We start from the raw sequence: 17303 nt of genomic DNA on the forward strand, positions 1-17303 counted from the left end.
TTTTTAAAATAAGCTACTATTCATTCGACACAGGATTCAGCCCGTAAGGCGTACTCGGACATTGACGTTCAATATAGAAAATTTTAAGCATGGTATTGTAAGGATTACCAAGTATGACTTTTAGCGCATTAAACATCAGTATTCATTTTATCGTTTTATTGATAACGCTGATGTCAGGAAGTGCTCTTGCACTCAACTTAGAACAAAAAACCATGCTAAAACAGCTCACCCTTCAAGAGTATGGCGAACTTAATCAAGAAATTGAAGAAAAAGGTTTATATAGGGAAGCTGAATTTTACATTAATAGGGCAATAGCAAACGTTAACAGAAGAAAAAGAAATAATTTTTTTAAAAGCATAAATAAAGAAATAGCGCAGAGAATGGGCATTAAGGACGGTGATAAAACCATCAAGTTTACAATACCTTACAGCCTATTAACGACGTTTAATCTTGTTCAAGCAATGATTTATTATGACGATAATTTAGGCGCTTTCAGTAGAATAATTAAAGATAATAAAGCATCCACCATTGTTACTGACTATGCAAAAAAATTACTATCAAAAATATCAGAACAAGTGCCTGAAACAAACGTTATAACTCTGTATTATAAACATCACAATGCCCCATATCAAAGAAAATCTATCTTCAAATCTGCAAAAAACAAAGACTTCAATGTTCAATCAATGGGTTACAATCCAGATACTTTTGGGCATCTACTACGAAATGGATATTTCATTTTTTCCTTCACCGCTATCATTCGACCAGGCAATTTAGAGGATGGAGATGAAATAATTTTTTCCAATGAATATTCATGGGATGATGAAGATTTATCACCTATAAGAAATAGCGCATCTAAAGGCAGAGAGATTTTTATTGCCGTTAATCGGCTTCAAGACTTTCTTAATAAGAGATATCCAAATAAATTTAGATTTAGTTTCTCTGATGACAATATGTTTGAGTTGTCTCTGGATTTTGTAGCCCCCTATGGTTGGTGGAAAGATGCATTTTATAGAGTAGTGTTTATGTTTGACAATCTTGGTAACGCAGGACCAAAAATTGATATCGAATATGCACCAAATATTGGTAGCTCTTTTGAAAGTCAGCTGTTCCAGATACATACTTATCTTAATTCTCAAAGAATCATAATGAATTTTTATAAAGAATGGTTATTGAAATATTCTGAACAAGTACACTATGCATTTGAGAGCCTTTCTATAGAAGAGCAGATTTTTTATATTATCAACTGTATGACAACGGACTTGGAGATAAGAACAAAAGGTATTCTTTCATGTGATCTGCATGGAAAAAGTGCTCAGGATGTGATCATACAAGAAATCATCAACACAAATTTTCAGGCACAAAAAAAAGTTAAGACGCCTGTTTATATAGAAACGGATCGTAAGAAGATAAAAGAAAGTGTGTACGAAAGAATAAAAGATGGAGAAGATCCAATTTTTGATTATTTGACGGTGGATGATGTGATCGATTCAGAATTCGATAAATCAGATGTTACAGAATCAATCAGGTCTGATATTTTTATACCTGTTAAAATGTACAACGAAGCTGAGGTTGTAGAACTTGACTACACCACGATTAATAATTTTTATGACCTGATACATCAAATCAAGAAGAAGTCTGGCTTTATAATACCGAAAGATGTTCCCCCTAATCTTTATTATAAGAATAAAGCACTGCATGCTTTAAATTTTCAAAAGGTTTTGCATAGCATAAGAAAAGGAGTTACAAAAAGTAAGAAGAAAAAAGAAACTGAAGAAAATAAACACAAGAAAAATGATGACATTGTGACCATGATTGTTAGAGTTCCAGGGTATGAAAAGCAACCATTTGAACTAGCTGAAACAAAATCTTACACACATTATATTCCAGAACATCCGCGCCACTTGATGCATGACAAGATAACTGACATCAGCGAGGTACGCAAACCCGTAAAATGGGAAATACATTTTTTTGAAAATAAAAAACTGGCAAAAGCTAATGATATGCTTTACGAATACAACCTTATTTTGCCCCCGGAACCACAAAAGACAACAGAACGGTATAGAGGGGGATCTCAATATGGAAGTTTTCCCAATGTCTGGATACCCATTGTTAAAAGTGATATGTCCGATGTCGAAAAAAAATTCGCTTTGATGTCCATGTATGACTTATCAAGAAATAAATTTAAAATTCCTAATAATCTTAAAAAACACGCCGTTTCAAATTTGGGTAATGACATTATTACCAAAGCATTATTAACGCCGAAGAACGATGAATGGTTACCCACTCAAGCCTATTTGAATTTTTTGCTGCAAAGAATTCAGATGTCTCTCCTTATAAATGATGATGATTTCACAACTGCTAAAGAAAATAATGTTTTTTTTGAGAATGTCATTAATGGCAATATTGACGAACATGTTATCAAAGATTTGGCATTTTTTCTTGGCCATCTGACTCCAGTCCTGAGATCTGTACACAAAATGGATAATCCAGATAAGATAGAAATCAATTATCGTATAGTTTTAAACTACCTGATTGAAATGTGTGTCAGGACTCTGATGCACAATGAATTAAATGCCAGTTCTGGCATAGTAAATCAACTTATAGAAAAACCTGAGCAATTTAGTCTGGAGGATATCTACGCTTCTAACACAAAATATATATTTTTAGCGTTTAATGTATTAAAAATATGATTTCCTTTTTACAAAAATTGCCTTTAATCCTTTTCAGAACATTATCCCTTCTCAGAAAAAGGGTTTCGACCTTACTTTCGATGATCATGAGGTAGAAGGGCTTCAGCTCGAGATCAAGAGTATGCGTAAGACTATTGAAAGCAAAACAAATCTTGTTCCACTTTTTTTTAATCATTTGCTTCCTGCCGCCAAGTATCGATCAGCCGACCTGAATTTCGAAAACAAAGAGTTTATAAATAAGTTTACGTTAAGCGTTTTGAAAAAGTACCAAGAGCGAACAAAAAACAAAGGTGTAAAAGCTTCACTGCAAGCTTTTCTAAAAAGCACAGAACAAGCATCGGATTTTTTCAGCAAAGAAAAAACAGATGAATTAATCTCTTTATTTAGGAATCATACTCCAGAACTTCTGATTAATGTTCCGAATGGAAAAGGTGGTTTTATACAAACCTGCTACCGTTGTCGTGAACTTTATGAAACTGAAACCCCCATAAGGGGAAGTGGGCGTACGACAAACAGAAGCACTGGCAAACCAAAAGAACCTCTGGTAAAGCCTTTTCACAAAAAATGCCTACAAAAAGACAAACTCATCGGGAAAAAAGCGCAGCAATTATATAAAAAGATGGCAAAAGGATACCCCAAAAAACGGATTCTTGCACCTGATGTTTTCTATAACCCTGTCCCCGATGGTTTCGAGCTGATAAGGATTAATGGCGATGGTAACTGTATGTACTCGTCCATTGCAGAGATATTCAACCGGAGTGGACAGTCAGGACAAACTGGGATATGGAACCAGCAAACAGTAAGGCAGATGATGGATTATAACCTTCGCCGGATTTATTCCGCGATTCTGAATTATCCTGACCAGGAAAAGCTGATGCAAGAGCTTGGGCTACTATCGGGGATCGATGCTGGCTTGATTCAAGCGGTTCTCGATGACGATGTCATTATCAATTCAGCCTCTTCCGGTCAGTCAGAGTTAGGCCGATTGCAACAATTTGGCGACGCTCAGCTGATGACCCTGCTGGTGCCGACACAGGGTGTCTGGTTCCCGGTCATTACCCAGGGTGACTACGGGTCTTATCACGAGATTTATGACCTGAGGCGCTGGATCCAACTGGCTCCGAACCTTTTGGCTATGCTGTTACGAAACGAGGATTATCGATTTCCTGATCTCACTGAAGATCAAAGGAAAACACTTTTGCAGTTGTTGTTAGAGCAAAATTTCAGTCAAGCTGAGTTCTTCGTTTCTCAAATTCTGGCAGCCCCCCATGACTCTTCAGCTTATCTTATCCACTACCCCAGTTCTGTGGCTCTTCTGGAACACTTTGATGCAGCAGTAAGTATTGAAGCACTTCAGAATATGGAAGTGGAGCCACCACAAACCGCTCAGGTTGATGAGGCTTTTCACGATCTTTCTATCGATGAACGTAGTAAAAGAATCAAGCTTGATCCCGCTTCTTCCGTTTCAAACAATGAGACTGACCGTGAGACTTTACAGGAAAACAACCCCTTATGGTTAATGATTCAAACTGTCGAACTACTTACCACGCCAGACACACCCATCCATAGCCTGTAAGCTAACGCCGGTACCTGCCATTGGAAGGCAGGTTTTTTTAAAATAAGCTACTATTCATTCGACGCAGGATTCAGCCAGTAAGGCGTACTCGGACATTGACGTTCAATATAGAAAATTTTAAGTAGGGTATTGTAAGGATTATCAAGTATGATTTTTAGCGCATTAAAAATCGGCATTCATCTTATCGCTGTATTGATAACGCTGTTGTCAGGAAGTGCTATTGCACTCAACGAAGAACAAAAAAATTTGCTAAAACAGCTCACCCTTCAAGAGTATGAAGAACTTGATCGAGAAATTAAAGAAAAATGTTTATATAGGGAAGCTGAATTTTACATTAATAGAGCAATAGCAAACGTTAACATAAGAAAAAGAAATGTTTTTTTTACAAGCATAAATAAAGAAATAGCTCAGAGAATGGGTGTTAAGGCCGACGATAACATCATTAAGTTTAGAATACCTTACAAACTATTAAGGACGTTTAATCTTGTTCAAGCAATGATTTATTATTACGATAATTTAATTATGCGTGAAAAAATTAAAGATAATAAAGCATCTACCGTTGTTACTGACTATGCAAATATATTGCCATCAAAAAGATCAGAACAAGTTCCCGATATAAACTTTATAACTCTACATTATGAAGATCGCGATCAACTATATGAAGGAACACGTACCTTAAAGGTTGCAAAAAACAAAGACTTCAATGTTCGATCAATAGATTACAAGCCAGATACTCCAGGGCATCTATTACGAAATGGCGATTTCATATTTTCTTTCAGCGATATAATTCGACAAGGCAATTTGGAGGATGGAGATAAAATAATTTTCCCCGATAGCACTTCTTTAAGGGATGAAGTTTCATCACCTATAAAAAACACTGCAACTAAAGCCAGAGAGATTTATATTGCAGTCAATCGGATTCAAGACTTTCTTAATAAGAAATATCCAAATAAATTTAGTTTTAGTTCCATCGATGGCAATATATTTGAGGTGTCTCTGGATTTTGTAGCCTCCTATGGTTGGTGGAAAGATGCATTTTGTAGAGTATTGTTTATGTTTGACAATGCCGGTTACTCAGGACCAGAAATTCATATCGAATATGCACCAGATATTGATAGCATTTTTAAAAGTGATCTGTTCCGGATGCACACTTATTATAATTCTAAAAGCATCATAATGAATTTTTATAAAGATTGGTTATTGAAATATTCTGAACAAGTACACTATGCATCTGGCAGTTTTTCTGTAGAACAGCAGATTTTGAATATTATCAATTGTATAACGACGGGCTTGGACATAAGAACAAAAGGCGTTCTTTCATGTGATCTGCATGGAAAAAGTGCTCAGGATGTGGTCGTACAAGAAATAATCAACACAAATAATCAGGCACAAAAAAAAGTTAACACGGCTGTTTATATAGAAACGGATCGTGAGAAGATAAAAGAAAGTTTGCATAAAAGAACAAAAGATGGAGAAGATCCAGTTTTTGATTATTTGACGATGGATGATGTACTCGGTTCAGAATTCGATAAACCAGAGAACACAGAATCAATAAGGTCTGATATTTTTATACCTGTTAAAATGTACAACGAAGCTGAGGTTGTAGAACTTGACTACACCTCGATTAAAGGTTTTTATGACCTGATACATCAAACCGAGAAGAAGTCAGGATTTATAATACCACGAGATGTTCCCCCTATGCTTTATTATAAGAATAAACCACTACATCATTTTAATTTTCGAAAGGTTTTGCATAGCATAAGAAAAGGGAATACAAAAAGGAAGAAGAAAAAAGAAACAAAAGAAAATAAACAAAACAAACGCAAGAAAACAGATGACATTGTGACAATGATTGTTAGAGTGCCTGGCTATGAAAAGCGACCATTTGAAATGGCTAAAGCAAGCCTAGACACATATTATATTCCAGAACATCCGCGCCACTTGATGCATAACAAGATAACTGACATAAGCGAGGTACGCAAACCCATAAAATGGGAAATACATTTTTTTGAAAATAAAAAACTGGCAAAAGCTAATGATATGCTTTACGAATACAACATTATTTTGCCCTTAGAACCACAAAAGACAAAAGAACGCTATAGAGGAGGATCTCAATATGGAACTTTACCCAATATCTGGATACCCATTGTTAGAAGTGATATGTCTGATGTGGAAAAAAAATTCGCTTTGATGTCCATGTATGACTTATCAAGAAATAAATTTAGAATTCCAAATAATCTTAAAAAACACGCCGTCTCAAATTTGGGTAATGACATTATTACCAAGGCATTATTAACGCCGAAGAACGATAAATGGATGCCCACTCAAGCCTATTTGAATTTTTTGCTGCAAAGAATTCAGATGTCTCTCCTTATAAATGATGATGATTTCAAAACTGCTAAAGAAAATAATGCTTTTTTTGAGAATGTCATTAATGGCAATATTGACGAACAGGTTATCGAGGATTTGGGATTTTTTCTTGGCCATCTGACTCCAGTCCTGAGTTCCGTACAAAAAATGGATTTTCCGGATAAGACAGAAATCAACTATCGTATTGTTTTAAACTACCTGATTGAAATGTGTGTCAGGACTCTGATGCATAACGAATTTAATGATAGTTCTGAAATAGTAAAACAACTTGTAGAAAAACCGGAGCAATTTAGCCTGGAGGACATCTACATTTCTAACACAAAAGATATGGTTTTACCTTTTAATATATTACAAATTTATGATTTCCTTTTTGCAAAAATTGCCTTTGATCCTTTTCAGCAAGAGACTTTTCACCAAGAGACTTTTCACCAAGAGACTTTCAACCTTACTTTTTACGATCATGAGATGGAAGCGCTTCAGCTTAGTATCAAGGATCTGCGTAAGATTATTGATGGCAAAACAAATCTTATCCCACTTTTTTTAGATCGTTTGCTTCCTGTTGCCAAGTATCACTCAGCCGACCTGAATTTCGAAAACGAAGAGTTTTTAAATAAGTTTACGTTAAGCGTTTTGAAAAAGTATGAAGACCGAACAAAAAATAAAGAGGTAAAAGCTTCACTGCAAGCTTTTCTAAAAAACACAGAACAAAAATCGGATTTTTTCAGCAAAGAAAAAACAGATAAATTAATCTCTTTATTCAGGAATCATACTCCAGAACTTCTGATTAATGTTCCAAATAAGCAAGGTGGTTTCAGACAAACCTGCTACCATTGTCGTCAACTTTATGAAACGAAAACCCCCATAAGAGGAAGTAGTCGTACGAAAAACAAGGCCACTGGCAAATCAAAAGCCACTGGCAAATCAAAAGCCACTGGCAAATCAAAAGAACCTCTGGTAATGCCTTTTCACAAAAAATGCCTGGAAAAAGACAAACTTATCAGGAAAGAAGCGCAGCAATTATATAAAAAGATGGCAAAGGGATACCCCAAAAAACGGATTATTGAACCCGATCATGCCTATAATCCTGTTCCCGATGGTTTTGAGCTGATAAGGATTAATGGCGATGGTAACTGTATGTACTCGTCCATTGCGGAGATATTCAACCGGAGTGGGCAGTCAGGACAAACTGGGATATGGAACCAACAAACAGTAAGGCAGATGATGGATTATAACCTTCGCCGGATTTATTCCGAGATTCTGAATCATCCTGACCAGGAAAAACTGATGCAAGAGCTTGGGCTACTATCGGGGATCGATGCTGGCTTGATTCAAGCGGTTCTCGATGACGATGTCATTATCAATTCAGCCTCTTCCGGTCAGTCAGAGTTAGGCCGATTGCAACAATTTGGCGATGCCCAGCTGATGACCCTGCTGGTGCCGACACAGGGTGTCTGGTTCCCGGTCATTACCCAGGGTGACTACGGGTCTTATCACGAGATTTATGACCTGAGGCGCTGGATCCAACTGGCTCCGAACCTTTTGGCTATGCTGTTACAAAACGAGGATTATCGATTTCCTGATCTCACTGAAGATCAAAGGGCAACACTTTTGCAATTGTTGTTAGAGCAAAGTTTCGATCAAGCTGAGCACTTTGTCTCTCAAATTCTGGTAGCCCCCGATGACTCTTCAGCTTATCTTATCCACTACCCCAGTTCTGTGGCTCTCCTGGAACACTTTGATGCAGCAATAAGCGTTGAAGCACTTCAGAATATGGAGGTGGAGCCACCACATACCGTTCAGGTTGATGAGGCTTTTCACGATCTTTCTATCGATGAAAGTAGTAAAAGAATCAAGCTTGATCCCGCTTCTTCCGTTTCAAACAATGAGACTGACCGTGAGACTGTACAGGACAGCAATCCCTTATCGTTAATGATTGAAGCTGGAGCATTCCTTACTACGCCACATATACCCACCCATACCCTGTAAGCTAAATTTACCTGCCATTGGAAGGCTGGTATTTTTAAAATAAGCTACTATTCATTTGATTCATTCGACACGGGATTCAGCCCGTAAGGGGTACTCAGACATTGACGTTCAATATAGACAATTTTAAGCATGGTATTGTAAGGTTTGCCAAGCATGATTTTTAGCGCATTAAAAATCGGTATTCATTTTATCGTTTTATTGATAACACTGATGTCAGGAAGTGCTCTTGCACTCAATGAAGAACAAAAAAACATGCTAAAACAGCTTACCCTTCAAGAGTATGAAGAACTTGATCGAGAAATTGAAGAAAAATGTTTATATAGAGAAGCTCGATTTTACATTAATAGAGCGATAGCCAACGTTAACAGAAGAAAAAGAAATGATTTTTTTAGAAACCAAAATAAAGAAATAGCTCAGAGAATGGGTGTTAAGGCCGGTGATAATATTATCACGTTTAGAATACCTTACAAACTATTAACGACGTTCAATCTTGTTCAAGCAATGATTTATTATTACGATAATAAAAAAACTATCGGCAGAAGTATTAAAGATAATAAAGCATCCGCTTTTGTTACTGACTATGCCAACATATTGCTATCAAAAAGATCGGAACAAGTGCTCGATATAGATTTGATAACTGTGTATTATGAAAATCGTAATTACCCACATCAAGCAAAACGTGCCTTAGAGGTTCCAAAAAACAAAGACTTCAGTTTTCAATCAATAGGTTACGATCCATACACTCCACTGTATCTACTACGAAATGGAGCGTTTATTTTTTCCTTCAACGATATAATTCGACAAGGAAATTTAGAGGATGGAGATAGAATAATTTGTCCCGATATATTTGCATGGGACGAAGAATCACCACCCATAAGAAATACTGCATCAAAAGCCAGAGAGATTTATATTGCAGTCAATCGACTTCAAGACTTTCTTGATAAGAAATATCCAAACAAATTTAGGTTTAGCTTCATTGATAACAATATATTTGAGGTGTCTCTGGATTTTGTAGCCCCCTATGGATGGTGGAAAGATGCATTTTATAGAATAGTGTTTAACTTTAACAATAGTGGCAGCACAGGACCAGAAATTGATATCGATTATGCACCAGATATTGATAGCCCTTTTGGTTGGCTGTTCCGGATACACACTGATTATAACTCTAAAAGCATCATAATGGATTTTTATAAAGAATGGTTATTGAAATTTTCTGAACAAGTACACTATGCACCTGACAACCTTACTGTAGAAGAGCAGATTTTGAATATTATCAATTGTATGACGACTGACTTGAACATAAGAACAAAAGGTGTTCTTTCATGTGATCTGCATGGAATTACTGCTCAGGATGTGATCATACAAGAAATAATCAACACAAATTTTCAGGCACAAAAAGTTAACACGTCTGTTTATATAGAAATGGATCGTAAGAAGATAAAAGAAAGTGTGTATGAAAGAATAAAAGATGGGGAAGATCCAGATTTTGATTATTTGACGATGGATGATGTGCTCGATTCAGAAATCGAAAAACCAGAGAATACAGAATCAATCAGGTCTGATATTTTTATACCTGTTAAAATGTACAACGAAGCTGAGGTTGTAGAACTTGACTACACCTCGATTAATGATTTTTATGACCTGATACATCAAACAAAGAAGAAGTCAGGATTTATAATACCAAATGTTACCCCTATGCTTTATTATAAGAATAAAGTAGTTCGTTATTTTAATGTTCGAAAGGTTTTGCATAGCATAAGAAAAGGGAATACAAAAAGGAAGAAGAAAAAAGACGACATCGTGACGATGATTGTTAGAGTTCCTGGGTATGAAAAGCGAACATTTGAAATAGCTAAAAGAAAATCAGATGCATACTATATTCCAGAACATCCGCGCCACTTGATGCATAACAAGATAACTGACATCAGCGAGGTACGCAAACTCATAAAGTGGGAAATACATTTTTTTGAAAATAAAAAAATGGCAAAAGCTAATGATATGCTTTACGAATACAACATTATTTTGCCCTTAGAACCACAAAAGACAAAAGAACGCTATAGAGGGGGATCTCAATATGGAACTTTACCCAATGTCTGGATACCCATTGTTAGAAGTGATATGTCCGATGTCGAAAAAAAATTCGCTTTGATGTCCATGTATGACTTATCAAGAAATAAATTTAGAATTCCAAATAATCTTAAAAAACACGCCGTTTCAAATTTGGGTAATGACATTATTACCAAAGCATTATTAACGCCGAAGAACGATAAATGGTTGCCCACTCAAGCCTATTTGCATTTTTTGCTGCAAAGGATTCAGATGTCTCTCCTTATAAATGATGATGATTTCACAATCGCTAAAGAAAATAATGTTTTTTTTGAGAATGTTATTAATGGCAATATTGACGAACAGGTTATCGAGGATTTGGCATTTTTTCTTGGCCATTTGACTCCAAGCCTGAAGTCCGTACAGAGAATGGATAATCCAGATAAGTCAGAAATTATTTATCGCATTGTTTTAAACTACCTGATTGAAATATGTGTCAGGATTCTGATGCACAACGAACTCAATGCCAATTATGGAATAGTAAAACAACTTATAGAAAAACCGGAGCAATTTAGCCTGGAGGACATCTACGCCTCTAACACAAAAGATATTGTTCTAGCTTTTAATGTATTAGAAATTTCTGATTTCCTTTTTACAAAAATTGCCTTTAATCTTTTTCATGAAGAGGCTCCCGATCTTACTTTTGATGATCATGAGGTGGAAGCACTTCAGCTTGACATCAAGAATATACGTAAGATTATTGATGGCAAAAAAAATCTTTTTCCACTTTTTTTAAATCACTTGCTTCCTTCTGCCAAGTATCACTCAGCCGACCTGAATTTCGAAGACAAAGAGTTTTTAAATAAGTTTACGTTAAGCGTTTTGAAAAAGTATAAAGACCGAACAAAAAATAAAGAGGTAAAAGCTTCACTGCAAGCTTTTCTAAAAAACACAGAACAAAAATCGGATTTTTTCAGCAAAGAAAAAACAGATAAATTAATCTCTTTATTCAGGAATCATACTCCAGAACTTCTGATTAATGTTCCAAATGAGCAAGGTGGTTTCAGACAAACCTGCTACCATTGTCGTCAACTTTATGAAACGAAAACCCCCATAAGAGGAAGTAGTCGTACGAAAAACAAGGCCACTGGCAAATCAAAAGCCACTGGCAAATCAAAAGCCACTGGCAAATCAAAAGCCACTGGCAAATCAAAAGAACCTCTGGTAATGCCTTTTCACAAAAAATGCCTGGAAAAAGACAAACTTATCAGGAAAGAAGCGCAGCAATTATATAAAAAGATGGCAAAGGGATACCCCAAAAAACGGATTATTGAACCCGATCATGCCTATAATCCTGTCCCCGATGGTTTTGAGCTGATAAGGATTAATGGCGATGGTAACTGTATGTACTCGTCCATTGCGGAGATATTCAACCGGAGTGGGCAGTCAGGACAAACTGGGATATGGAACCAACAAACAGTAAGGCAGATGATGGATTATAACCTTCGCCGGATTTATTCCGAGATTCTGAATCATCCTGACCAGGAAAAACTGATGCAAGAGCTTGGGCTACTATCGGGGATCGATGCTGGCTTGATTCAAGCGGTTCTCGATGACGATGTCATTATCAATTCAGCCTCTTCCGGTCAGTCAGAGTTAGGCCGATTGCAACAATTTGGCGATGCCCAGCTGATGACCCTGCTGGTGCCGACACAGGGTGTCTGGTTCCCGGTCATTACCCAGGGTGACTACGGGTCTTATCACGAGATTTATGACCTGAGGCGCTGGATCCAACTGGCTCCGAACCTTTTGGCTATGCTGTTACAAAACGAGGATTATCGATTTCCTGATCTCACTGAAGATCAAAGGGCAACACTTTTGCAATTGTTGTTAGAGCAAAGTTTCGATCAAGCTGAGCACTTTGTCTCTCAAATTCTGGTAGCCCCCGATGACTCTTCAGCTTATCTTATCCACTACCCCAGTTCTGTGGCTCTCCTGGAACACTTTGATGCAGCAATAAGCGTTGAAGCAGCTCAGAATACAGAGGTTGATCCATCACAAACCGCTCAGGCTGATGAGGCTTTTCAAGTTCCTTCCAACGACGAAAGTCATAAAAAAATAAAGCTCGACCCCGCTTCTTCGGTTTCAAGCAATGAGACTGACCGTGAGACGGGCAGCCCTCCCTTATGGTTAATAATGCAAGCTATAGAACTTACCACCCCAGACACACCTACCAATAGCCTGTAAGCTAACACCGATACCTGCCATTGGAAGGCAAATGTTTTAAAACCAGCTACTATTCATTCGACTATTAGTTCGACTATTCATTCGACTATTCATTCGACTATTCATTAGACACACAGTTCAGCCAGTAAGGCGTACTCAGACATTGACGTTCAATATAGAAAATTTTAAGTATGATATTGCAAGGTTTGCCTAGTATGATTTTTAGCGCATTATGTATTCATTTTATCGTTTTATTGATAACACTGATGTCAGGTAGTGCTCTTGCACTCAACGACGCACAAAAAACCATGCTAAAACAGCTCACATTTCAAGAGTATGAAGAGCTTGATCAAAAACTTGAAGAAAAAAATTTATACGCAGAAGCTGAATCTTATGTTAATAGAGCAATGTCCGCCATTCAGATAAGAAAAAGAGAAAAGTTTTTCGCAACCAAAAATAGAAAAATAGCCAAACAAATGGGTATTAAGGCTACTAATAAAACTGCTAAATATAGAATACCATACAGGCTGCTAAGAACGTTTAACCTTGTTCAGGCAATGATTCGTTATAATGGCAAAGTAAAAATAAAAAATAGCGCAGCTAGTGTTGTTACTCATTATGTCGACAGATTGTTATCAGAAACAGGAAGCGCTGAGCAACAGCTCACAGAGGATATAGCCTGGATAGAGATATTCCTTGAAAATCGATTTAATAAACCAGCAAGAAGAATCCCTATAAAGACATTTAATAACAAAGAATCCAATCTTCTAACTAAATATCTAAATGACAATATATTTTATAGAAGAATGCATCTACTACGTAATGGAGAATTTGTCTTCACCAATGTCGATATGATTCGGCAAGTAAATTTAAAGGATGGAGACAAAATAATTTCACCCTATATTGATTTACATCCTCTAGCTACACCCATAAAAAATCCTGCAACCAGAGCCAGGGAGATTTATATTGCTGTTAATCGACTTCAAGCCTTTCTTGATAAGCAGTATCCGGAAAAATTCAGCTTAAGTATCAATGAAAAAAATATGCTTGAGGTACTTCTTTTCTTTATCGTACCCTGTGGTTGGTGGCAAGATGCGTTTTTTATAGTAGTGTTTAATTTTGGCAACTTAGACAAGAAAGAACCAGAATTTAACCTTAGCTATGCACCAAATACACCCTTTAATTTTTGCTTTAAACACGCCCTGGAAGATACCTATCAAAAGTATAAAAAGTCTATCTTCGATTTGCACAGTGTGTGGCCAGACAATTTTTCTCTAGAACATCAGATTTTGAATATTATTAATTATGTAGCAGATGAAACCAATACAACAATAAAACATTTTTTTTCACGCAATCTGAATGAAAACTCACCTGAGGATACTCTTATTGAAGAAATAATAAACTCAAATAATCAGGCAGAAATGATATTCAACCCACCTATTTTTATAGAAACAGACCCTAAAATGATAGAAAGAAATTTTCGTAAAATAACAAAAAATAAAGACAATCTATTTTTTGATTACTTAGTCACTAACGAGTTGAAATCTGAATCAATAAGCACTGATATTTTTATGCCTGTTAAAATGTATAATCAAGCTGAAATTGTAGAGCTTAAATATACCTCGGTTAAAAATTTTTATGATCTAATCTATGAAGCCAGAAGGAAGTCAGGATTTATAATACCGAAAAATATTGAGCCGACTTTTTATTATAAGAATAAAAAGATTGACAAACATAATGTTCGAAAAGTTTTAAATAACATAAAAAAAAGGAATACAAAAAGTAAGAAAAACCATGATATCCTGACCGTGATTGTTAACGTGCCCGGTTATGAAAAGCCTGCGTTTAAAGAAGCTAAACACCATTTAGCTACATATTATATTCCAGAAAATTCGTGCCACTTTATAGTTGGCAAATGCATTAACAAGAGAGTTAAAAAAAGTGAGGTACGTAAACCTATAAAATGGGAAATACATTTATTCGAAAATAAAAAACTAGCAAAAGCTACTAATATGCCTTATCAATACAAACTTATTTTGCCTTTAGAACCGCAAAAGACAACAGAACGCTATAGAGGAGGAACTACACTTGGAGGTCCCAGTAATGTCTGGATACCCACTGTTAGAGATGATATGTCGGAAGTGCAAAAAAGATTCACTTTGATGGCAATGTATGACTTATCAAGATATAAATTCAGCATTCCAAATAATCTCAAAAAAGCCTCCGTTTCAATTCTGGGTAATGACATTTTTACTAAAGCACTATTAACAACCCAGGATGATGAGTGGTTGCTAAGTCAGGTTCATTTTGAATTTTTGCTGCAAAGAATCAAGATGTCTCTCCTTATAAGTCATGAGGATTACTCAGTTGCTCAGCAACATAATGCTTTTTTTGAAAGTGTCATTAATGGCACTATTGATGAAAATGTCATCGAGGACTTGGCACTTTTTCTTCCACACTTAACTCCAGGGCTGTCAGGCTTATCCAGAATGGATAGCCAAAATAAGACAGGAATTATTTACCGCATTATTTTAAACTACCTTATTGAACTCTGTGTCAGGACTCTGAGCTATAACGAATTGGATGCAAGCTCTGGAATAACTCAACAACTTATAGAAAAACCTGAGGAATTTAGCCTGAATGACCTCTATGCTGCTAACCAACAAGGTTTTTCTGTAGCTTTTGATGTATTGAAAATTGTTGATTTCCTTTTCACAAAAACACTCTTTAACCCTTTGTATAAAAAACCTTCCGATCTTGTTTTTAATAATAATGAGATAAGAGCTCTTCTACTTGATATCAATAATATGCATAAGTCCATTGATGCTGAGGAAAATCTTATCCCACTGTTTTTAAATCATTTATTGCCTACTGCCAGGCATTACTCTGGCGATCTGGACTTCGAAAGCAAAGAGTTTTTAAATAACTTCACTTTACGTATTTTGGAAAATTACGGAAACCGAACAAAAAATAAAAAGGTAAAAGCTTCACTGCTAGCTTTTCTGAAAAACACAGAACAAAAATCGGATTTTTTCAGCAAAGAAAAAACGGATAAATTAATCGCTTCATTCAGGGAAAATATTCCAGAGCTTCTGGCTAATGTTCCAAATGGAAAAGGTGGTTTCAGACAAACCTGTTACCGTTGTGATGAAGTTTATGAGACTAAAAGCCCCATAAGAGGAAAAGGGCGTACAACAAACAGAGCCACTGGCAAACCAAAAAAAACGCTGGTAAGGCCTTTTCATGAAGGTTGCATGAAAGAAGACAAAGACATCAGAAAACAGGCAGGGCAATTATTCAAAGAGATGGAAAAGGGATACCCCAAAAAACAGTTTTTTGAACCCGATGATTTCTATAACCCTGTCCCCACCGGTTTCGAGCTGATAAGAATTAATGGCGATGGTAACTGTATGTACTCGTCCATTGCAGAAATATTCAACCGGACTGGACCGTCAGGAAAAACTGGAATATGGAACCAGCAAACAGTAAGGCAGATAATGGATTATAACCTTCGCCGGATATATTCCGCGATTCAGAATCATCCTGACCAGCAAAAACTGATGCAAGAGCTTGGGCTACTATCGGGGATCGATGCTGACTTGATTCAAGCGGTGCTTGATGAACATATCATTACCGATTCAGCCTCTACCGGTCAGTCGGAGTTAGGCCGACTGCAACAATTTGGCGATGCCCAGCTGATGACCTTGCTGGTGCCGACACAGGGTGTCTGGTTCCCGGTCATTACCCAAGGTGACTATGGGTCTTATCACGAGATTTATGACCTGAGGCGCTGGGTTCAACTGGCTCCGAACCTCTTGGCTATGCTGCTACGAAACGAGGATTATCGATTTCCTGACCTCACTGAAAATCAAAGGGAAACACTTTTGCAGTTGTTGTCAGAGCAAAATTTCGATCAAGCTGAGTTCTTTATCTCTCAAACTCTGCTGGCCCCCCATCTGTATTCAGCTTATCTGATTCACTACCCCAGTTCAGTGGCTCTTCTGGAACATTTTGATGCCGCAGTAAACATTGAAGCAGTTCAGAGTATGGAGGTTGATCCGCCACAAACTGCACAGGTTGATGAGGTTTTTGACGATCTCTCACACGATGAAAATAGTAAAAGAATCAAGCTTGATCCCGCTTCTTCTTCCATTTCAAGCAATGAAACTGCAAGCGAGACTTTACAGGACAGCAACCCCTTATGGTTAATGATTCAAGCTATAGAACTCACTACCACGCCAGTCTCTCCTACCAAAAGCCTGTAAGCTAACACCGGTACCGGCCATTGGAAGGCAAGTGTTTTAAAACAAGCTACTCTTCATTCGATACAGGTTCATTCGATACAGGTTCATTCGATACAGGTTCATTCGACACAGGGTTCAGCCAGTAAGGTGTACTCGGCTATTGTC

5 protein-coding genes are annotated in these 17303 nt (G+C 36.8%); all 5 read left to right on the forward strand.

Annotation, left to right across the window (positions count from 1 at the left end; all coding sequences use genetic code 11):
• Positions 1-113: 113 nt before the first annotated feature.
• The 5 genes from K7B67_RS03920 (at position 114) to K7B67_RS03940 (ending at position 17159) form a co-directional block, all read left to right on the forward strand.
• On the forward strand, positions 114-2690 hold the full coding sequence (locus tag K7B67_RS03920; RefSeq protein ID WP_252179073.1) for a hypothetical protein: 2577 nt from the start codon (positions 114-116) through the stop codon (positions 2688-2690).
• Positions 2691-2811: 121 nt separating this feature from the next.
• Positions 2812-4266: a hypothetical protein gene (locus K7B67_RS03925; RefSeq protein WP_252179074.1), complete on the forward strand. Its 1455-nt coding sequence runs from the start codon at positions 2812-2814 to the stop codon at positions 4264-4266.
• A 147-nt stretch (positions 4267-4413) separates the two neighbouring features.
• A complete protein-coding gene (locus K7B67_RS03930) occupies positions 4414-8622 on the forward strand; it encodes a hypothetical protein (protein ID WP_252179075.1) in 4209 nt (1402 codons plus the stop codon).
• A gap of 153 nt (positions 8623-8775) precedes the next feature.
• Entirely contained in the window at positions 8776-12915 is a 4140-nt protein-coding gene (locus K7B67_RS03935) for a hypothetical protein (RefSeq protein ID WP_252179076.1), read from the forward strand.
• A gap of 194 nt (positions 12916-13109) precedes the next feature.
• Positions 13110-17159, forward strand: a complete 4050-nt coding sequence (locus K7B67_RS03940) for a hypothetical protein (protein WP_252179077.1) — start codon at positions 13110-13112, stop codon at positions 17157-17159.
• The last annotated feature ends 144 nt before the right edge of the window (positions 17160-17303 follow it).

Source organism: Endozoicomonas sp. 4G, assembly GCF_023822025.1.
Lineage (GTDB): Bacteria > Pseudomonadota > Gammaproteobacteria > Pseudomonadales > Endozoicomonadaceae > Endozoicomonas_A.